The organism is Mycobacterium sp. SMC-14 (assembly GCF_046250075.1).
In the GTDB taxonomy this organism is placed as follows: domain Bacteria; phylum Actinomycetota; class Actinomycetes; order Mycobacteriales; family Mycobacteriaceae; genus Mycobacterium.
Genome location: NZ_CP176429.1, coordinates 1,884,003 through 1,904,492, shown reverse-complemented (window position 1 = coordinate 1,904,492; position 20,490 = coordinate 1,884,003). Strand labels below are relative to the sequence as shown.

The window sequence follows — 20,490 nt, the reverse complement described above, 5'->3', positions numbered from 1 at the left end:
GCGAGCATGGTGTCCATCCGCTCCAGCGCCAAGCCGATCGAGGTGCGCCAGCTGGGCACCGTCGACTACGACGCAGCCTGGCAACTGCAACGCGAGCTGGCCGATGCCAGGGCGGCCGGCGGCCCGGACACCCTGCTGCTTCTGGAGCACCCCCCGGTCTACACCGCCGGGCGCCGCACCGAACCGCAGGAACGCCCGATGGACGGCACCCCGGTGGTCGACACCGACCGCGGCGGCAAGATCACCTGGCACGGTCCGGGTCAGCTCGTGGGCTATCCGGTGATCGGCCTCGCCGAACCTTTGGACGTGGTGAACTACGTTCGACGCCTTGAGGAGTCGCTAATCGAGGTGTGTAACACGTTGGGTCTCAACACGGTTCGGGTGGATGGCAGGTCCGGGGTATGGCTGCCGCCCGGCGGCGGACGGCCCGCCCGCAAGATCGCGGCGATCGGTGTCCGGGTGGCCCGCGCCACCACGTTGCACGGATTCGCACTCAATTGTGATTGTGATCTCAATGCGTTCAGCTCGATTGTGCCGTGCGGGATCACCGACGCAGGAGTGACGTCACTGTCGGCGGAGTTGGGCTTTGTGACCGGCGTCGAAGATGTGCGGCGGGCGGTGGCCAGCGCAGTCGTCGATGCGCTCGACGGTGTGCTGCCGGTGCGCGAGCATTCCGGTCCGCGCGTAACATCGACTCGGTGAGCGCCGTCCCGGGAGGTCGTAGGTTAAGCCGAGCCGAAGCACGCAACGCCGAGACGCCGATCGAACGCAAGCCGTCATGGATCAAGACCCGCGCCCGGATGGGACCCAACTACACCGAGCTGAAGGTCTTGGTGAAGCAGGAGAAGCTTCACACGGTGTGCGAGGAGGCGGGCTGCCCCAACATCTACGAGTGTTGGGAAGACCGCGAGGCCACCTTCCTGATCGGCGGCGAGGTCTGCACCCGCAACTGCTCGTTCTGCCTGATCAAGTCGGGTAAGCCGCCCGAATTGGACCGCGACGAGCCGCGCCGGGTCGCCGAAAGCGTGCAATCGATGGGCCTGCGGTATTCGACGGTCACCGGTGTCGCCCGCGACGATCTGCCCGATCAGGGTTCCTGGCTGTACGCCGAGACGGTGCGTGCGATCAAGGCCCTCAACCCGTCCACGGGTGTCGAACTGCTGATCCCCGACTTCGGCGGACGGCCCGACCTCTTGGGCGAAGTGTTCGAATCTCGCCCGGAAGTGCTGGCGCACAACGTCGAAACCGTGCCGCGCATCTTCAAATTGATCCGGCCCGGATTCAGCTACGAGCGCAGTCTCGACGTGCTGACCCAGGCCCGTGATGCCGGGTTGGTGGCCAAGAGCAACCTCATCTTGGGCATGGGCGAGACGGCCGATGAGATCAAAGCGGCACTGTCGGACTTGTACGACGCCGGCGCCGAACTGGTCACCATCACCCAATACCTGCGCCCCACCGAGCGGCACCACCCCATCGACCGATGGGTCAAGCCCGAAGAGTTCGTCGAGCACGCCCGCTTCGCCGAGGAGCTGGGCTTCGCCGGAGTGATGTCCGGACCGCTGGTGCGTTCGTCGTATCGGGCCGGGCGGCTCTATCAGCAGGCGCTGGAAAACCGGGCGCGCCGCGATCAGGCCCCCGCCACCGCGCACGGCTGACTGACGCCCCGGCTGGCGGTAAGCCCCGCTGGGTATCCTTGGTAGCTATGGCCAGACCGCGCACCACCACCGAGAACAAGGCTGCTCGGGCGGAGGCGAAAGCCGCCCGCAAAGCCGCCAGCCAGCAGCGCCGCACCCAGCTGTGGCAGGCCTTCCAGCTGCAGCGCAAGGAAGACAAGCGGCTGGTGCCGTACATGGTGGGCGCCTTCCTGCTAGTCGCCGGGGTGACGACCGCGCTGGCCCTCAACGGCGGCACGTTCGCCAAGGTGACGACGATCCCGCTCGGCCTGGTGCTCGGCGCCCTGGTGGCATTCATCATCTTCGGCCGACGGGCTCAGCGGTCGGTCTACCGCAAGGCCGAGGGGCAGGCCGGGGCCGCGGCATGGGCACTGGACAACCTGCGTGGCAAGTGGCGCGTCACCCCGGGGGTGTCCGCCACCGGCCAGCTCGACGCCGTACACCGGGTGATCGGCCGGCCGGGCATCATCTTCGTCGCCGAAGGTTCGCCCGCCCGGCTCAAGCCCCTGCTCGCTCAGGAGAAGAAGCGCACCGCCCGGCTCGTCGGTGACGTGCCGATCTATGACGTGGTGGTGGGCGCCGGCGACGGCGAGGTTCCGCTGGCCAAGCTGGAGCGTTACCTGACCAAGCTGCCGGCCAACATCACGACGAAGCAGATGGAATCGCTGGAGTCGCGGCTGGCCGCGCTGGGGTCGCGGACCGGAACCGCGGCCATGCCCAAGGGCCCGCTACCCGGCGGCGCGAAGGTGCGGGGCGTTCAGCGCGCAGTGCGCCGGCGTTAGTCGCCAACAGCCCGTTGACTCTGCGCTGACGGCGGAGGCTACCCGCACTTTTGCGCCGTACACGCAGAGTCAATGCGGGGCGGCTAACGGTCTAGCGGCTGCGCACCACGGCGGTCGCGGTGGCCCGATCCTGCAGGCCACGGCCGTCGGCGTCGGCGAACAAGGCCGGCACCACCAAGGCGATCAACAATCCGCGGACCGCGGCGCGGCCCACGCCCACGCCCAGTCCGGGGCCGTCCACCGGGACCACCCGCAGCCCGCAGGCGTACTGCCCCGGTGTGAAACCGAACAGCCGTACCGCGGCGGCCCCGAGGACCAGCCAGATCCCCAGCACCACCGTTGCCAGGTATTCCGGGGTCACCACGCCCGCTGCCACGCCCAGACCGGCCAGCCCGTAGCCCACCATCCAGTCGAGGGCCAGGGCCACCATGCGGCGCCCCATCGGAGCCAGGGACCCGGGGCCGCTGGAGGGCAAACCCAGGCCCTGTCCCGGGGCGTTGTCGGGGCGGCTGGGTCCGGCCGACTCCGGCCCGGACAGCCACGAAGAGAACGTGCGGCTCATGGCCCCTACGATAGGCGGGCGGCGAACCCGACCCGGCGTCGACGGGTCCAGCCGCCGTTGCGTAACGTCAGCACCGGCAACCTCAGCGTCCGACCGGGGCTACCAGCGGAGGAGAACACTTCTGTGACCGACAAGACGGCCGACGACATTCTCAAGCTCGTCGCCGATGAGAACGTGGAGTACGTCGACATCCAGTTCTGTGACTTGCCGGGTCAGATGCAACATCTGTCGATCCCCGCGTCCACGTTGGATGCGAGCGTCTTCGAAGACGGGCTGGCCTTCGACGGATCCTCGATCCGCGGCTTCCAGTCCATCCACGAGTCCGACATGATGCTGCTCCCCGACTTCTCCACCGCGCAGATCGATCCGTTCCGGGCCGCAAAGACGCTGAACCTCAACTTCTTCGTCCACGACCCGTTCACCCGCGAGCCGTACTCGCGCGACCCGCGCAACGTCGCCCGCAAAGCCGAGAACTACCTCACCAGCACCGGCATCGCCGACACGGCCTACTTCGGCGCCGAAGCCGAGTTCTACATCTTCGACTCGGTGCGCTTCGACTCGCAGATGAACGGCACCTTCTACGAGGTCGACTCGGACTCGGGCTGGTGGAACACCGGCTCGCCGACCGAGGCCGACGGGCGGGCCAACCGCGGCTACAAGACCCGCCCCAAGGGCGGCTACTTCCCAGTCGCCCCCAACGACCAGTACGTCGACCTGCGCGACACCATGACCACCAACCTGGCCAACGCCGGTTTCACCTTGGAGCGCGGTCACCACGAATGCGGCTCCGGTGGGCAGGCCGAGATCAACTACAAGTTCAACACGCTGCTGCACGCCGCGGATGACGTCATGTTGTTCAAATACATCATCAAGAACACCGCCTGGGCCAACGGCAAGACCGTCACGTTCATGCCCAAGCCACTGTTCGGCGACAACGGCTCAGGCATGCATGTACACCTGTCGCTCTGGAAGGGCGGACAGCCGCTGTTCTACGACGAGGCCGGCTACGCCGGACTCTCGGACACCGCACGCCACTGCATCGGCGGCATCCTGCACCACGCGCCGTCACTGCTGGCGTTTACCAACCCCACCATCAACTCCTTCAAGCGCCTGGTGCCGCACTACGAGGCGCCCATCAATCTGGTCTACAGCCAACGCAACCGCTCGGCCTGCGTGCGCATCCCGATCACCGGCACCAACCCCAAGGCCAAGCGGCTCGAGTTCCGCTGCCCGGACTCCTCCAGTAACCCCTATCTGGCGTTCGCGGCCATGTTGATGGCCGGCATCGACGGCATCAAGAACAAGATCGAGCCGGCCGCCCCGGTCGACAAGGACCTCTACGAGCTGCCGCCTGACGAGGCCGCCGACATCCCGCAGGCCCCCACCACGCTGGCCGAGGTGATGGACAACCTCGAGGCCGACCACGAATACCTCACCGAGGGCGGCGTATTCACCCCGGACCTCATCGAGAACTGGATCCGCTACAAGCGCGACCACGAGATCACCCCGATCAGCGTGCGGCCGCACCCGTACGAGTTCGCGCTGTACTACGACTGCTGAGCCATGCGACCGCGGGTTGAGCGGGCAGAACCCCGGTCCGCCTGAAATATCGTATTACGATTAAGTGATGCTCAATCTGGCGCACGCGTGGCGGCCTGCCGTGATCCTCGCCGTGATTCTGGCGTGTGCGCCCGCAGCGCACGCCGACCCGCAGCCACCCCCGAATGCTCCCGTCCCCACGGCCGACCAGGTGGCCACCATCTTGAACCAGCTGACCGATCCGGCGGTCCCCGACACCGACAAGGCGACGTTGGTCGAAGGCGGGCTCTTGCCGGATGAGATGAGCCAGAACGACCAGGGATTGGCCAAGCTGGCCCGGCATCACGCCCTGCCGTTCGCCTTTACCGTCACCGATGTCCAGCCGGCGATCAACAACCTGGCCGGCGTCACCGCAGCCCTCACCGGGCCGCGGCAGACGGTCCCGGTGATACGGCCGCTGGTCCTGGTCGACCACGACGGGACCTGGCAGCTCACCCACGACTCGTATGACCCGACATTCGTCAACATGGTCCGCCACGTCATACACCGGGTCGGGCCGCATCCCAACGCGGGCGGTAACGTCGCGGTCTTCGGCTGGTGACCCAGCGGCGGTCGGCCAGACCGTTCGGTCAGAACGAGAAGTCGAAGAGGTCCGCCGTGGTCACGACGTCGTCGAAAAGGCTTCCGATCCACACGATGGGCATCGACGCGATCGCGGCCGGGATCGCCTCAGAGAAGGTGACACCGAGCATCTGCAATGAAGCACTCATGGCGCCCGGGACGGATCCGTCCTCGATCGCGCTCTCGAATGCGTTGGTGGCATTGAGCATCGACTCACCGGCGTCCGCCCACTGCTGATTGAGCGGCGCGAAGAACAGCTGATCGATCAGCGAGGACATCGAACCGGAATGCGCGAGGATGGCGGACTCGGCCGGCGCAAGCCTGTCATCCACCATGAACACAAGCGTGTCCAGGATGCCTGGAATGCGCTGCGCCGACTCGACAGCCGAGAGCAACGTGCCGGACAGCTCCGCGGTGTCGATCCCGGTGATGACGTCTTTGGCATCGAGGAAATTCGCGGCGGCTATGACGAGCAGATCAGTCGAGTCGGCGCCCCCTCCGGCGGCTGCGATACCGGAAAGCTGATCAGCCGGCCCAGCCTGGGCGCCGCCCAGCCCGACCGTCAGCGCGACCGCTACGGCCCCGCCGATCAGGCCGGCTCCGACTCCAATACGACGGACATCACCAGACATCTGCATGGCCCTCTTCCTCCCCTGCCTCATACCTCGGGCCGCAGCCCACCAACATGAGTGTTTCCGAAGAAACACCATAACAAAAGATCAGAACCGCGTCCTTCCGACGCATTTCCGCAGGCCAGTCCCCCGGATTTGCCCCCAGTTGCCACGCCCAACCCTGGGCCAAAGGCGGACGCACCAACGCCGACGAACCGTTCTTCGCCTGCGGCTGCGATCACATCGACGGCCACCGACGGCAGACAACACCACCACCATCACCGACGGAACCACTCCACCCCAAATCAACCACGCCCATCACGCCGAAGAACTCCTCCAAGCAGACCCCGACCCACCCAACGACGAAGTCGCCTAGCCGGCGAATTGCCCGCGCAATTCTGTGTGTTTGCCGGGAGCCCAAGAAAGGGCGCTAGCGTGCACCGACATAGCCGCGGACACCCGCAGGCGGATTTCGAACATTTCCGAATCTCGTTCGTAAACAACGATTTTTACGCTTCGGGCGGTCCAAATCGGGATACGGGATGCGACTTCGCCGTGGGCGTGACGATTACGTCGCAGATGTTTGCCGGGGCAGCCCTAGACGCCGAATAAGGCAGGCCGGTAACGGCCGTTACCAAACCCCACAACATGTGATTGAACTTAGAAAAGATCCGTTGTAACTTATCGCCAGATCAGTAATTTTCCATCTAAAGGGCTAGTTTTCCACGAAAGGAACCGCCCATGGCTGACCGCAGATTGCTCCCCCTGGCCGTTGCACCGCTGCTGATCGCCAGTGCCGCCCTACCCGCAGGCGTGGCGACCCAGGGACCGAGGTTGGTCGCCGCACAGGTGGTCCTGCTCGACACCGAGGCCTGGGGCATGGGTGGCAGTGGCATGCCGATCCCCAGCCAAGCGGTGATCGACGCCGTCGGCTCGCGCTACATCATGCCCGCCTCGCCGATCTTCCCCGGCCAGCCGATCTTCCCGGTCGACTCGATTCATCCCCTCTTCACCCCGGAGGGCCTCTATCCGATTACCGGCACCAAGTCTCTGGTACTCGATCAGTCCCTGGCACAAGGCGTGCAGATCCTGGACGCCACCATCAAGGAGCGGCTCGCCCTGGGCCACGACCTCGTCGTGGTCGGCGCCTCGCAGAGCTCAACCCTCGCCGGACTGGAGATGCGCAATCTGCTGGCGCTACCGGCTGATCAGATCCCGACGTCCGATCAGCTGTCGTTCGTCCTGCTGGTCGACCCCAGCAACCCCAACGGAGGTCTGCTCTCCCGCTTCGGGGACCCGAGCCTGCCGCCGCTGACCGTTCCGAGTATGGGAGTGACGTTCAGCGGGGCCACTCCGTCGGAAACCCCGTGGGACACCGCCATGTACAACATCGAATACGACGGCTTCTCGGACTTCCCGCGCTACCCGCTCAACTTCCTGTCGGTTCTCAACGCCGTCTTGGGGATCGCCTTCGTGCACAGCTCCATCGCCGACCTCTCCGACGAGCAGATCGCCCAGGCCGTTCTGATGCCGGTGTCGGACGGCTACGGAGGCAACACCGATTACTTCATGATCCCCACCGAGAACCTGCCGTTGCTGGAACCGCTGCGGTTCCTCCCGATCCTGGGTGATCCGTTGGCCGATCTGCTCCAGCCAGCTCTGCGAGTACTGGTCAACCTGGGCTACGGCAACATCGAACACGGCTGGGACACCGGCCCGGCCGACCTGTCGACACCTTTTGGGGTGTTCCCGAACCTCGATCTGGGCGAGGTCCTCACGGCGCTGGGCAACGGCGTCCAGCAGGGCTGGCAGGACTTCATCAACGATCTGGGCTCGCTGCCGAGCCTGCCCGATGCCCTGGCGAACAGCGCAGATGCCCTCGGCGGCTTCAGCGATGTGGTCAACGGCTTCTCCGCGGCACTGTCCAACGGCTACTCGGCCCTGCTGCCGATCGCCGACCTGGCCAATGCCCTGCTGACCACCCTGCCGGCCTACAACGCCGGTCTGTTCGCGCAGGAGATCGCCTCCGGCGACCTGCTCGATGCACTGATGATGCCGCTGGCCGCTGACGTCGGCTTGATCACTACGGGACTCGGAATCGGACTGTTGAGTGTGGCGTCTGCCTTTAGCTTGTTCTGAAGGCACGCCGCTGCCGTCATTCGAGCCCCCGAAGGCATCCGAGATGTGTCCGCGGGCATACGTTTTCACGGCCCCCCTTACGGTGAATCGACGCTTCGGCACGCAACGGCGCCAGCGGTTTACCGCGCAGCCTCCACGGCCGGCACGCCGATTCTCCTGCGGGCGTTCGCCGAGATCGGGGTCTACACACCGAACGAATGAACCGGCAACAATTGACCGCCGAACCGCACTCATGTGATTGACCTTAGAGAAAAATCAATGTAACTTACCTTTTGCGCAAGATCGTTCCATATAAGTGTTCCGTTTTCCGCGAAAGGACTCGTTGATGATCGACCGCAGGCTGCTCCCGCTAGCGGTGGCACCGCTACTGATTGGCGGTCTCGCCCTGCCCGCGGGCACAGCTTTCTACGGTCCGGGGTCGGTGACCGCCCAGGTGACCCTGCTCGACACCGAGGCCTGGGGAATGGGTGGCAGTGGCACCCCGATTCCGTCGATGGAGCTCGCCCAGGCAATCGGCGACCGCTACGTCATGCCGGCCTCGCCGTTGTTCCCGGGCCAGCCGATCTTCCCGGTCGACTCGATCAATCCGTTGTTCACCCCGGAAGGCATGTATCCGGTCACCGGCGTCAAATCACTGCCGTTCGACGAATCCGTCAGCCAAGGCCTGCAGATCCTGGACGCCACGATCAAAGAACGGCTCGCGCTGGGCCACGACCTCGTCGTGGTGGGCGGCTCGCAGAGTTCCACGATCGCCTCACTGGAGATGCGCAATCTGCTGGCACTGCCCGCTGATCAGATCCCGACCTCCGACCAGCTGTCGTTCGTCCTGCTGGTCGACCCGAGCAACCCCAATGGCGGATTCCTGTCGCGCTTCGGCGACCCGAGTCTGCCGGAGCTGAGCTTCCCGAGCATGGGGCTCACCTTCAGCGGCGCCACCCCGTCGGACACCCCGTGGGACACCGCCGTCTACAACATGGAGTACGACGGGTTCTCCGACTTCCCGCGCTACCCGCTCAACTTCCTGGCCGTCCTCAACGCCGTCTTGGGAATCGGGCTCATCCACGCCAGCGTCACCGACCTCCCCGAGGAGCAGATCTCCCAGGCCGTTCTGCTGCCGGTATCGGAGGGCTACACCGGTAACACCGATTACTTCATGATCCCCACCGAAGACCTGCCCCTGCTGGAGTTGCTGCGGTTCCTCCCGATCCTGGGCGACCCGCTGGCGGATCTGGTGCAGCCGGCCTTGCGGGTGCTGATCAACCTCGGCTACGGCAACATCGAACACGGCTGGGATCCTGGTCCGGCCGACCTGCCCACGCCTTTCGGAGTGTTCCCGACCGACATCGATCTGGGCGACGTCCTCACTGCGCTGGGCAACGGTGTCCAGCAGGGCTGGCACGACTTCATCGACGATCTGAGCTCGCTGCCGAGCCTGCCCGACGCCCTGGCCAACAGCGCGGAGGCCCTGGGCGGCTTCACCGATGTGGTGAACACGTTCTCCGCGAACCTGTCGACCGCTTACTCGGCCCTGCTGCCGATCGCCGACCTGGTCAACGCCATGCTGACCACCCTGCCGGCCTACAATCTCAGCCTGTTCGCGCAGGAGATCGCCTCGGGTGACCTGCTCGACGCTTTGTTGATGCCGCTCGCGGCGGACGTCGGCCTAGTCACCACCGGTGTCGGTATCGCCGCCCTAAGCATGCTGTTTGCGTTTACCTGACGACGTCCTCGCAACAGCGGTCACTCAACCCCGTCGCGGGCCCAGGACGGCGTGATGAAGACCCCCTCGGCCTCCACGGTGACCCCGTTGGCGTCCGAGATGTGGCCGCGGGCGTAGGTTTTGACGCCTTCCTTGCGGTAGATCGAGGCTTCGGCGTGCAACGGCCCCAAGGGTGTGCCGCGCAGGTACTTCACCGTGATGGTGCCGGTGTAGCGCGGCTGGGTCAGACCATCGCTGGCCGCCTCACCGAGCACATGGTCGAGCACCAGGGCACTGACCCCGCCGTGGACCAGCGACGGCGGGCCCTCATAGGCCGCGCCCAGGTAGAAGTCGCTCCAGCAGTGCCCGTTCTCGCCGTGCTGCATCACCAGCGGCGGGGCGATCGGGTTACGCAGGCCCACCACGGCGTTGCCCCACGCCAGCGGCCGGCCGTCGACGACGTAACGCAGTCCCGGTGAGTCGCTGAGGGTTCCGGCACGAAGCCGCTCGGTCAGCTCCTGCACCTGGGCGGTCACCTCGCGGGCCGTGGCTTCGTCGGCCTGGGTGCGGATGGTGGCGTCAATCAGGTCGCGGACCGCCTGAGCCAACGGTCCGTACCGCTCCACCAGCTGCCCACTCTCGTCGACGCTGATCGTCGGCACGTTCGAGCGAGCCCTGAAATCCACCACAGAGGTCCTCCTTCAGTCTCCGAATACCTTGCGCGCGACGACCTTCGCCCGCCGCGTCACCCGGAGGTAGTTGTCCAGGAACTCACCGCCGTCGCCGCCGGGCCAGCCGGCGGCCACCGCGACCGCGTTGAGCGCGCGGCCCGGCCCGGGCAGTTGGTCGGTGGGCTTGCCACGAACCAGCACCAGCGCGTTGCGAGCACGGGTGGCGATCAGCCAGGCCTGCCGTAGCCGGTCCACCTCGTCTTCGTCGAGCAGCCCGGCAGCGGCGATGGCGTCCAGGGTTTCCAGCGTAGAGGTGTTGTGCAGCGCCGGTACACGGTGGGCGTGGCGCAACTGCAGCAGCTGAACGGTCCACTCGACGTCGGCCAGTCCGCCCCGGCCCAGTTTGGTGTGCGTATTGGGGTCGGCCCCGCGCGGCAGCCGTTCGGCGTCGACGCGCGCCTTGACCCGGCGGATCTCACGCACCGCGTCGGCAGACACCCCGCCGGGCGGATAGCGGGTGGCGTCGACCATCTGCAGGAACCGGTTGCCCAGGTCCGCATCGCCGGCGACGCAGTGTGCCCGCAGCAGTGCCTGGATCTCCCACGGCTGCGCCCACTGGTCGTAGTAGGCCGCGTAGGAGGCCAGCGTGCGGACCGGCGGCCCATTGCGGCCCTCGGGACGAAGGTTGATGTCGACCTGCAGTGGCGGGTCGACGCTGGCGGTACCCAGCAGCGCCCGGACCTGCTCGGCGATCGAGGTGGCCCAGCGCACCGCGTCGGCGTCGCTCACCCCGGTCGCCTTCTCATTGGCCTCGCACACGAACATGACGTCGGCATCCGAGCCGTAGCCGAGTTCGCGCCCGCCGAGTCGGCCCATGCCGATCACCGCGATCTTCGCCGGTGCTTCCTGCACGTCGTCACCGGGCAGATTGACCCGGACGATCGCGTCCAGGGCGGCCTGCAACACCGCCACCCACACCGCGGTCAGTGCCCGGCAGACATCGATGACGTCGAGCATGCCCAGCAGGTCCGCCGAGGCAATGCGGGCCAGCTCGTGGCGACGCAGGCTGCGGGCCGAAGCGATCGCGCGCACCGGGTCCGGATAGCGGCCCGCCGAGGCGATCAGCGCCCGCGACACCGCGTCCGAATCGGTGTCGAGCAGCTTGGGCCCCGTCGGTCCATCGCCATAGGCCTGGATGACGTCGGGTGAGCGGATCAACAGCTCCGGGATGTAGGCCGAGGTGCCCAGCACCCGCATCAGCCGCTTGGCCACGGCGCTGCTGTCGCGCAGCGTGCTCAGATACCACCGCTGCTGAGCCATCGCCTCACTGAGCCGCCGGTAGGCCAGCAGCCCCGCGTCGGGGTTGGGTGTGTCCGACAGCCAATACAGCAGGGTGGGCAGCAGTACCGCCTGTACCCGGCCCCGGCGACCGCTCTGGTTGGTCAGCGCGCCCAGGTGCGTCAGCGCGTTGTGCGGCGCCTCGTAGCCGAGTGCCGCCAGCTGACGTTCCGCGGCACCGCGCGTCAGCCCCCCGACCAGCTCCAGGCCCTCCGGGCTGACCGCCTCCAGCAGCGGCTGATAGAAGAGCTTGGCGTGCAGCCGCGACACCCGCCTGTTCTGGGCTTTGAGCTCTTCGCGAAGTACACCCAGGGCGTCATGCCGGCCGTCCGGACGGACATGGGCGGAGCGCGCCAGCCAGCGCAGTGCCTCGTCGTCATCGGGCGGCGGGAGCATATGGGTGCGCTTGAGCCGCTGCAGCTGCAACCGGTGTTCCAGCAGTCGCAGGAACTCATAGGAGGCAGTCAGATCGGCCGAGTCCTCGCGGCCGATATAGCCCCCGGCGCCCAGGGCAGCCAGCGCATCGACCGTGGATGCCACATGCAACGACTCATCGCTGCGGCCGTGCACCAGCTGCAGCAACTGCACGGCGAACTCCACGTCGCGCAATCCCCCTGATCCCAGCTTGAGCTCGCGGGACCGGACCTCGGCAGGCACCAGCTGCTCCACCCGGCGGCGCATCGCCTGCACGTCGGTGACGAAATCCTCACGCTCGCACGCGGTCCAGACCATCGGCAGCAGTGCGTCGATGTAGGCCCGGCCCAATTCGGCGTCGCCGACCGCCGCCCGAGCCTTGAGCAGCGCCTGAAACTCCCAGGTCTTGGCCCACCGCTGGTAGTAGGCAATGTGTGATTCCAGGGTTCGCACCAGCGCGCCGTGCCGGCCCTCGGGCCGTAGCCCGGCGTCCACCTCGAAGAACGCCTCGCCGGCCACCCGCATCAGCTCACCGGCGACCCGGGTGCTCACCGTGTCGGCTTCCTCGGCGACGAAGATGACGTCGACGTCGCTGACGTAATTCAGTTCCCGCGCACCGCATTTGCCCATGGCAATCACGGCCAGCCTGGGCGGGGCCACATCGCTGCCGGCGACGCATAGTTCGGCTACCCGCAGCGCGGCCGCCAGCGCGGCGTCGGCAAGGTCGGCCAGATGCTCGCCGACCGCCACGAAGGGCAGGGCCGGCAGCTGTTCGACGGTGGGCGCCAGGTCTATCGATGCCAACACCAACATCCTGTCGCGGTACAGCGACCGCAGCCGGTCGATGTAGGCGCCGTCCGTGGTGGCGGCAACGCAGTCGGTGAACATCGCGCGCAGCTGCGCCGCCGGTGGCGGCGTGATCGTGTAGTCCTCGGAGTCGACCGGACTGGCCAACAGCTTCCAGGATTCCGGATGGGTGATCAGGTGATCCCCCAGCGTCAGCGAGGATCCCAGGATCCCGAACAGCCGCCCGCGCAGTCCCCGGTCGGCCATCAGCGCCGCGCTCAGTTCGGCCCAGTCGATGCCTGGGGCTTCGGACAACCGGACCAGGGTGCGCAGCGCGACGTCGGCGTCGGGAGCGCGCGAGAGCGCCCAGAGCACGTCGACGTGCGGTTGGGTGTACGCGCTGTACCAGCCCAGCGCGGTCAGGTCCGCTGCGGCGTACCGGTCGACCAGACCGAGGCGCCCGACGCTGGGCAGCTTGCGGCGCTGAGCTCCGGGATAGGCCATGAGGCGTCGGAGGCCCTACAGCGACAGGTAGTTCTGCAGCTCGTAGGGGGTCACGTGGCTGCGGTAGTTCGCCCACTCCTGGCGCTTGTTGCGCAGGAAGAAATCGAAGACCTGCTCCCCCAACGCTTCCGCGACCAGCTCGGAGTTCTCCATCTCCGAAAGCGCGCGCTCCAGGGTGCCGGGAAGTTCCTTGTAACCCATCGCCCGGCGCTCCTCGGGAGTCAGCGCCCAGACGTTGTCCTCGGCCTCCGGGCCGAGCTCGTAACCCTGCTCCACCCCGCGCAGCCCGGCGGCCAACAGCACCGCGAAGGCCAGGTACGGATTGCATGCCGAGTCGGGGCTGCGGACCTCGATGCGCCGCGACGACGTCTTGTGCGGGCTGTACATCGGCACCCGCACCAGCGCCGAGCGGTTGGAGGCGCCCCAGGACGCCGCGGTGGGTGCTTCCCCACCGTGGATCAGGCGCTTGTAGGAGTTCACCCACTGGTTGGTGACGGCGCTGATCTCGTTGGCGTGCTCGAGAATGCCGGCGATGAACGACTTGGCGGTGGCGGACAGCTGCAGCGGGTCGTCCGGGCTGTGGAAGGCGTTGACTTCGCCCTCGAACAGGCTCATGTGGGTGTGCATGGCCGAACCGGCGTGCTCGCGGAAGGGCTTGGGCATGAACGATGCCCGGACACCTTCCTTGAGCGCGATCTCTTTGATCAGGTAGCGGAACGTCATCACGTTGTCGGCCATCGACAGCGCGTCGGCGTAGCGCAGGTCGATCTCCTGCTGCCCCGGAGCGTTCTCGTGGTGGCTGTACTCCACCGAGATGCCCATCGACTCCAGCGCGTCGATCGCGTGCCGGCGGAAGTTGGCGGCCGAACCGTGGATCGACTGGTCGAAGTAGCCTGCGTCATCGGCCGGAACCGGGGTGCTGCCGTCGTAGGGGCCGGGCTCCAGCAGGAAGAACTCGATCTCGGGGTGCACGTAGCAGGCGAAACCCAGCTCTCCGGCCTTGGCCAGCTGGCGGCGCAACACGTGCCGCGACGACGCCCAGGCAGGCGATCCGTCCGGCATGGTGATGTCGCAGAACATCCGTGCCGAGTACTGCCGACCGGCGTCGGACACCCACGGCAGCAGCTGGAAGGTCGACGGATCCGGATGGGCGACCATGTCGGATTCGAAGACCCGCGCGAAGCCCTCTATCGCCGAGCCGTCGAAGCCCACGCCTTCATCGAAGGCGCCCTCGAGCTCCGCCGGCGCGATCGCGACGGACTTCAGATAACCGAGTACATCGGTGAACCAGAGCCGGACGAAACGGATGTCGCGTTCCTCCAGCGTGCGGAGCACAAACTCCTTCTGACGGTCCATACCGCGAAGCGTATCAGCGCTCAGCACTTCGCATCGGTTGGCGGCAACGTGCCGTCGACCAGGTATCGCGCGGCGAATCGGTCCACGCATTCGTTGCCCTGGAATACCACCGTGTGCTGGGTTCCGTTGAACGTCAGCAGGCCCCCACCGAGCTGCTTAGCCAAGTCCACACCGGCCTGATACGGGGTGGCCGGGTCACGAGTCGTGGAGACCACCATCGTCGGCGTCAGGTCCGGCACCGAGAGGGCATGCGGCTCGGTCGTCGGGGGCACCGGCCAGAAGGCGCAGGTGCCCAGCGGGGCGTCGCCGGTGAACTTGCCGTAGCTCATGAACGGCGCCACCTCACGCGAACGCCGGTCTTCCTCGATCACCTTGGCGCGATCGGTGATCGGCGGCTGGTCGACGCAGTTGACCGCGACCCGGGCATCGGTGGCGTTGGTGTAGTGGCCGTTGGCGTCACGGCGCATGTACAGGTCGGCCAGGCTCAGCATGATGTCGCCGCGGCCGCCGGCCAGATCGGACAGGCCGTCGTTGAGGTGCGTCCAGAAGGTCGGCGAATACAGCGCCATGATGGTGCCGACGATCGCGTCGCTGTAGCTCAGACCGCGCGGGTCCTTGGTCTTGGCGGGCTTGTCCACCAGCGGGTCGACCAGGCTGTGGTAGACGTCGACGGCCTTGGCGGGGTCGGTGCCCAGCGGGCAGTCGTCCTCTTTGGCACAGTCGGCCGCGAAGTCGTCGAACGCACCCTGGAAGGCCTCCGCCTGGCGCAGGTCCTCTTCGATCGGGTCGGCATTGGGGTCCACCGCGCCGTCCAGGATCATCGCGCGCACGTTCTGCGGGTAGGCCTCCGCGTAGGCCGCGCCGATCCGGGTGCCGTAGGAGTAGCCGAGGTAGGTCAGCTTGTCGTCGCCCAATCCGGCGCGGATGGCGTCGAGGTCGCGGGCGACGTTGACGGTGCCGACGTTGGCCAGGAATTCCTTGCCGGTCTTCTCCAGGCAGCGCGCGACGTATTCCTTGGTCTCGCTCTCGATGCGTGCCACGCCCTCGGGGCTGTAGTCGACCTGGTTCAGGGCTCGCAGCCTGTCGTTCTCCTTATCGGAGTTGCACCAGACCGCCGGCCGTGACGACGCCACCCCGCGCGGGTCGAATCCGACCAGGTCGAACTGCTCACGGACCTGACGCGGCAGTGAACTGACGAGGCCCACCGCGGTTTCGATTCCGGACTCCCCCGGCCCGCCCGGGTTGATCACCAACGAACCGATCTTGTCCTTGGTGGCCGGGAATCGGATCATGGCCAGCCGAGCAACGGCGCCCTGCGGCTTGGAGTAGTCCACCGGAACCCCGATGAACCCGCACTGGGCGTCAGCGGGCACCTTGATGTTGGTGTCGGCGGTGAACCGGCACTTGTCCCATTGGACCGGTTGACCGACCCGCGGCACGGCCAGCACCGCGTGGCCTGGCGTCATCCGGGTGCAGCTGCCGACGGTGAATGCCACCATCGCGATCGCGAGGCAGGTCAGGGCGGTGCGCGTCATCTTATTGCGGCGCGTCGGCGAGCTCATGACACCACATGCTGCCATGCACGCCCGTGCAAGCCCGGTCACCTGCTGCGCTGCGCGCGTGGCGGTGTGAGGAAATCCACTGCACATGAAGGTTCAGCTGCGCGGCGGCAGGTGGCACACTGGGCATGTCAGACGACCCGGGGACCCGAGTGACGGGCTTCGAGGATCGACCCGACCAATTCGAGGGACAACGATGTCTGAGCACGTTTATGGCGCTGCACCTGATTCCAACCCCGGCCCTGCTCGCATTGCACCACAGACCCGCGTCCACCATCTGCAGCAGATGAAGAACGAGGGCCGCAAGTGGGGAATGCTGACGGTTTACGACTACTCGTCGGCCCGCATTTTCGACGACGCCGGCATCCCGGTGCTGCTGGTCGGCGACTCGGCGGCCAATGTTGTCTACGGCTACGACACCACCGTTGCCATCACCGTCGATGAGCTGCTTCCGCTGGTCCGCGCGGTGGTGCGCGGCGCCCCGCATGCGCTGGTGGTCGCCGATCTGCCGTTCGGCTCCTATGAAGGCGGGCCGGCGGCGGCGCTGGCCACCGCCACCCGGTTCATGAAGGAGGGCGGCGCGCACGCGGTCAAGCTGGAGGGCGGCGAGCGGGTTGCCGACCAGATCGCGACGTTGACCGCGGCCGGCATCCCGGTGATGGCGCACATCGGGTTCACCCCGCAAAGCGTCAACACCCTGGGCGGCTACCGGGTGCAGGGACGCGGTGACGCCGCCGAGCAGACCATTCACGACGCGATCGCGGTGGCAGAAGCCGGTGCGTTCGCGGTGGTGATGGAGATGGTGCCCGCCGAACTGGCCACCCAGATCACCGGAAAGCTGACCATTCCCACCGTCGGGATCGGCGCCGGGCCCAACTGCGATGCCCAGGTTCTGGTGTGGCAGGACATGGCCGGGATGACCACCGGCAAGACCGCCCGCTTCGTCAAGCGCTTCGGCGACGTGGGCGGCGAGTTGCGCCGTGCCGCAGAGCAGTACGCCACCGAGGTGGCTGCGGGCACTTTCCCGGCCGAGGAGCACTGCTTCTAGAACGCCATGTCCGGGCGGTCCGGATGTGACAGGCTGGATGCCGTGTCTGCAACCGACCCGAGCACCTCTCGGTTTCGCGAGGTGGAACGCAAGTTCGACGTTGACGCAGAGGCGATCTCGCCGTCCTTCGACGGCATCGCCGGGGTGGCCCACGTCGAGCAGTTGCCGGCACAGGATCTTGCGGCCGTCTACTTCGACACCCAGGGGCACGACCTGGCCGCGCGACGGATCACGTTGCGCCGGCGCACCGGCGGTCCCGACACCGGCTGGCACCTGAAACTTCCTGCCGGGCCCGACACCCGCACCGAGGTGCGCGCCCCGCTGGGCCCGGAGATTCCGGACGAACTGCTCGACGTGGTGAGGGCGATCGTGCGGGATCGGCCGCTGGCACCCGTGGCGCGAATCGATACCGCTCGCGGCGTGGTGGTGCTGCGCGACGATCACGGCGAGGTGCTGGCCGAGTTCTGCGACGACCAGGTCACCGCGTCGGCCGACGACGACGCCGAACAGCACTGGCGGGAATGGGAACTGGAACTGGGCTGCGGGGACCTCGAGCTGCTGGACCGGCTGAGCAACCGCCTACTCGATACCGGCGCCGGGCCAGCCGGCTACGGATCCAAACTGGCCCGGGTGCTCGGTGCGCCGCCGGCGCCCGCGCATCCGACCGATCGCCTGCATCGCGCGCTGGCCGAGCAGATCGACCAACTGCTGGTCTGGGATCGCGCGGTGCGCGCCGACGCCGACGACGCGGTCCATCAGATGCGGGTGACGATCCGGCGGATCCGCAGCCTGTTGCAGGGCGAAGAGGCCGCCCACGCCCCGCTGCTCGGCGAACTGCAGGAATTGGGTGCGGTGCTGGGTGTCGCCCGCGACGCCGAGGTGTTGGCCCAGCGCTATCAGCAGGCCCTCGACGAACTGACACCGGAGCTGGTCCGCGGGCCGGTGGGCGAACGGCTCGTCGGCGGATCGCTGCGCCGCTACGAGACGGGGCGACGGCGCAGCCTGGCCGCGATGCGCTCCCCGCGGTACTTCCGGCTACTCGACGGCCTCGACGAGCTGATCAGCGCGCCGGCCGCCGAGCGGTACGCCACGGTGGACATCGCCTACCGGCGGCTGCGCAAGGCGGTGAAGGCCGCCAAGAAAGCCGCCGACCGCGACGTGGCGCTGCACCGGATCCGCAAGGCCGCCAAGCGGCTGCGCTACGCCGCCGCCGCGGCGAACAAGAAGAAGATCGCCAAGCGGGCGAAGACGATTCAGACCGTGCTCGGCGACCACCAGGACAGCGTGGTCAGCCGGGCGCATCTGCTTCACCAGGCCGATACCGCGGCGGCCGCCGGTGAGGACACCTTCACCTACGGGCTGTTGTATGCCCGCGAGGCCGACCTCGCCGCGCGGAGCCGGGCGGCGTTACGGCCCGCGCTGCGCAAGCTTGAGCGGGCGGTTCACTGAGGCTCGATGCAGGAGAGCCGACGCTGGGACCGCACCATGAATCTGAAAACAACGAGCGTGGATGCAACCGTCATGCTGGGTCTGTCAGTCTCGACGATAATCAACCTGAGGCGCACCGGGCGGCTGCTGGCGAAGCGCCGTGGCCGCAAGGTCCTCATGCCTGCGTACGAAGTGTCGTCTCGGCGTCCATATCCGGACCAAGCACGCCACCCAGATCACTGGTTGACGTAACCAAAAGGTAGACCTCAGTTCGTTAGCCACTGCCGGACGCCGCCGTGCCGGGAACAAGTACCTGAGTGGTGTGTGCTAAACGAATAATCGCCATCCCGGCATATTGCGGCAGCTCCCGGCGGGGCTCCACCGCCATCCAAAAAGCCCGGAGCGCCACCAGGCGGCAGACCCGATGATGGGTCATGGATACATTGCCCATCGGAGTTCTCGTAGTAGCCCGTGCCACAACCGGCCCAAACCGTAGCCGTTTCGATCGCTACAACTGATGGAGCGCCGACCAACGCCGTTAGCCCGATGACCAATGTGACGGCGATAATCCGAACCCGAATGTGCATATATCTCACTCCACACGAAAAGATTTTATGAAATCGGGGGTGCCGTTTCCGAATGCAAGGTAATTCGTCCTCGGCTTTGATCGGGCGAGTTTGGATGAAGTTTCCGCTGCATCGCGCTAACTGGCAAACACCTCGTGCCCGGCCCAACCCCGATCGAACCTTAGCGCACTAGAACAGAACACCGGACTCCGGCAGAGTTGTGGGTTAACCTCTGGCGTTGGGCGGAATCCAATCCACCTCGCGGAAGGGTATGACGATGAATCAGCATGGGGGCGAGATGCCAGGAGGTGGCCCGGTTGCACCGGCGACCGGGCCTCAAGTACCCACGAAACAAAAGAACATGCTAGGCCTGATCGCGCTGATCGTCAGCGTCGTCGGATTCGCCTTCGCCTGTATCCCAGGCGCGCTCATCGTCGGGTGGGTGTTGCTGCCGATAGCATTCATCCTGGGCATCACGGGATTGTTCCAGTCCGGAATGGGCAAGGGTACGAGCGTCGCAGCGGTCATCGTCTCCGTTATCGGAATCGTCGTAGGCGTTACCGTCTTCGCGACCGTAGTCACTGATTCCGTCAACGATGCTTTCGGCGGATCAGGCTTATCGGCCTCCCCGTCTGCCTCTCCTACAGAGACAAGCAATGACGGCGACAGCAAAACCGCCGGCAGTAGAGAGAACCCGCTTCCGATCGGCGAGACCGTAGGCAACCAAGACTGGAAGGTCACACTCGGCGTTCCCCGAGAGGCGTGGTCTGAGATCGCAGCCACGAACCAGTTCAATGATCCGCCACCAGCAGGAATGCAGTACTGGATTGTGCCGGTCACAGCTACCTACATGGGTGACCAAACCGCGAATGCTGGGATGGATGTCACGGTCAAGTTTGTCGGCTCAGACAACCGGACCTACGACGATCGCTGCGGAGTCATTCCCGCTCCGCTCAACGATGTTGGCGACTTATACAAGGCTGGCGTTGCCGAGGGGAACACGTGCGTGACCGTCCCTGCCGGTGCCAACGGGCTATGGACAGTGGCTACCGGCCTTATCGGCAAGCCTCTCTTCTTCGCGGCTAAGTAGATCGAGCGCTGCGCCAAGGGGCCCGCCCAGGCCGATCTGACGCAGAAGTTGCCTCAAAACGTCCGTCGCATATTCACATGTTGTGAGACTCTTGAAACGCTGCG

Annotated in this window: 17 protein-coding genes; 10 read left to right on the top strand and 7 right to left on the bottom strand. The window is 66.5% G+C overall.

The window, feature by feature from the left end:
* The first annotated feature begins 6 nt into the window (after positions 1 to 6).
* Genes lipB through ACKY0W_RS08925 form a run of 3 tightly spaced genes read left to right on the top strand, consistent with a single transcriptional unit; the run spans position 7 to position 2,455 of the window.
* Positions 7 to 702 (top strand): lipoyl(octanoyl) transferase LipB, encoded by a 696-nt coding sequence (lipB, locus tag ACKY0W_RS08935; protein ID WP_409437264.1) that lies wholly within the window; start codon positions 7 to 9, stop codon positions 700 to 702.
* Positions 699 to 1,655 carry a lipoyl synthase gene (locus ACKY0W_RS08930; protein ID WP_409437263.1) on the top strand — a complete coding sequence of 319 codons (957 nt, stop codon included), beginning with the start codon at positions 699 to 701 and terminating at the stop codon, positions 1,653 to 1,655. Before lipB ends, ACKY0W_RS08930 begins: the two co-directional genes overlap by 4 nt.
* Positions 1,656 to 1,702: 47 nt before the next feature.
* Positions 1,703 to 2,455, top strand: coding sequence for a DUF4191 domain-containing protein (locus tag ACKY0W_RS08925; RefSeq protein ID WP_406758327.1), 753 nt, complete (start codon positions 1,703 to 1,705; stop codon positions 2,453 to 2,455).
* Positions 2,456 to 2,546: 91 nt separating this feature from the next.
* Here the strand turns inward: ACKY0W_RS08925 and ACKY0W_RS08920 are convergent, their stop codons facing one another.
* Positions 2,547 to 3,017: an RDD family protein gene (locus ACKY0W_RS08920; RefSeq protein WP_409437262.1), complete on the bottom strand. Its 471-nt coding sequence runs from the start codon at positions 3,015 to 3,017 to the stop codon at positions 2,547 to 2,549.
* A gap of 123 nt (positions 3,018 to 3,140) precedes the next feature.
* On the opposite strand from ACKY0W_RS08920, the gene glnA (ACKY0W_RS08915) reads away from it, so the two are divergent.
* Both glnA (ACKY0W_RS08915) and ACKY0W_RS08910 read left to right on the top strand, forming a co-directional pair.
* Complete coding sequence (gene glnA / locus ACKY0W_RS08915; protein ID WP_046285215.1) at positions 3,141 to 4,577, top strand: type I glutamate--ammonia ligase; 1,437 nt, start codon at positions 3,141 to 3,143, stop codon at positions 4,575 to 4,577.
* Between the two features lie 67 nt (positions 4,578 to 4,644).
* Positions 4,645 to 5,157, top strand: a complete 513-nt coding sequence (locus tag ACKY0W_RS08910; RefSeq protein ID WP_409437261.1) for a hypothetical protein — start codon at positions 4,645 to 4,647, stop codon at positions 5,155 to 5,157.
* A gap of 28 nt (positions 5,158 to 5,185) precedes the next feature.
* Here ACKY0W_RS08910 and ACKY0W_RS08905 read toward each other — a convergent pair whose 3' ends face one another.
* Positions 5,186 to 5,815: a hypothetical protein gene (locus ACKY0W_RS08905; RefSeq protein ID WP_409437260.1), complete on the bottom strand. Its 630-nt coding sequence runs from the start codon at positions 5,813 to 5,815 to the stop codon at positions 5,186 to 5,188.
* A gap of 714 nt (positions 5,816 to 6,529) precedes the next feature.
* On the opposite strand from ACKY0W_RS08905, the gene ACKY0W_RS08900 reads away from it, so the two are divergent.
* Both ACKY0W_RS08900 and ACKY0W_RS08895 read left to right on the top strand, forming a co-directional pair.
* Positions 6,530 to 7,927: a PE-PPE domain-containing protein gene (locus tag ACKY0W_RS08900; protein ID WP_409437259.1), complete on the top strand. Its 1,398-nt coding sequence runs from the start codon at positions 6,530 to 6,532 to the stop codon at positions 7,925 to 7,927.
* Between the two features lie 421 nt (positions 7,928 to 8,348).
* Positions 8,349 to 9,647: a PE-PPE domain-containing protein gene (locus ACKY0W_RS08895; RefSeq protein ID WP_409437258.1), complete on the top strand. Its 1,299-nt coding sequence runs from the start codon at positions 8,349 to 8,351 to the stop codon at positions 9,645 to 9,647.
* A gap of 20 nt (positions 9,648 to 9,667) precedes the next feature.
* Here the strand turns inward: ACKY0W_RS08895 and ACKY0W_RS08890 are convergent, their stop codons facing one another.
* From ACKY0W_RS08890 to ACKY0W_RS08875, 4 genes are read right to left on the bottom strand one after another with little or no spacing between them, the layout of a single operon-like run.
* Entirely contained in the window at positions 9,668 to 10,315 is a 648-nt protein-coding gene (locus tag ACKY0W_RS08890; protein WP_409437257.1) for a PaaI family thioesterase, read from the bottom strand.
* A 12-nt stretch (positions 10,316 to 10,327) separates the two neighbouring features.
* On the bottom strand, positions 10,328 to 13,339 hold the full coding sequence (locus tag ACKY0W_RS08885) for a bifunctional [glutamine synthetase] adenylyltransferase/[glutamine synthetase]-adenylyl-L-tyrosine phosphorylase (protein ID WP_409437256.1): 3,012 nt from the start codon (positions 13,337 to 13,339) through the stop codon (positions 10,328 to 10,330).
* A gap of 15 nt (positions 13,340 to 13,354) precedes the next feature.
* On the bottom strand, positions 13,355 to 14,695 hold the full coding sequence (glnA, locus tag ACKY0W_RS08880; RefSeq protein ID WP_406758319.1) for a type I glutamate--ammonia ligase: 1,341 nt from the start codon (positions 14,693 to 14,695) through the stop codon (positions 13,355 to 13,357).
* Between the two features lie 20 nt (positions 14,696 to 14,715).
* Positions 14,716 to 16,257: an alpha/beta hydrolase gene (locus tag ACKY0W_RS08875; protein WP_409437255.1), complete on the bottom strand. Its 1,542-nt coding sequence runs from the start codon at positions 16,255 to 16,257 to the stop codon at positions 14,716 to 14,718.
* A 193-nt stretch (positions 16,258 to 16,450) separates the two neighbouring features.
* Between ACKY0W_RS08875 and panB the strand changes: the two genes are divergently transcribed.
* Positions 16,451 to 17,302 (top strand): 3-methyl-2-oxobutanoate hydroxymethyltransferase, encoded by an 852-nt coding sequence (gene panB, locus ACKY0W_RS08870; protein WP_409437254.1) that lies wholly within the window; start codon positions 16,451 to 16,453, stop codon positions 17,300 to 17,302.
* 42 nt (positions 17,303 to 17,344) lie between these two features.
* Positions 17,345 to 18,751, top strand: a complete 1,407-nt coding sequence (locus ACKY0W_RS08865; RefSeq protein ID WP_409437253.1) for a CHAD domain-containing protein — start codon at positions 17,345 to 17,347, stop codon at positions 18,749 to 18,751.
* Positions 18,752 to 18,996: 245 nt separating this feature from the next.
* On the opposite strand, the gene ACKY0W_RS08860 is transcribed toward ACKY0W_RS08865, so the two are convergent.
* Entirely contained in the window at positions 18,997 to 19,317 is a 321-nt protein-coding gene (locus tag ACKY0W_RS08860; RefSeq protein WP_409437252.1) for a DUF3761 domain-containing protein, read from the bottom strand.
* A gap of 250 nt (positions 19,318 to 19,567) precedes the next feature.
* Here ACKY0W_RS08860 and ACKY0W_RS08855 point away from each other — a divergent pair, with 250 nt between their 5' ends.
* Positions 19,568 to 20,386 (top strand): hypothetical protein, encoded by an 819-nt coding sequence (locus tag ACKY0W_RS08855; RefSeq protein WP_409437251.1) that lies wholly within the window; start codon positions 19,568 to 19,570, stop codon positions 20,384 to 20,386.
* Positions 20,387 to 20,490: the final 104 nt, after the last annotated feature.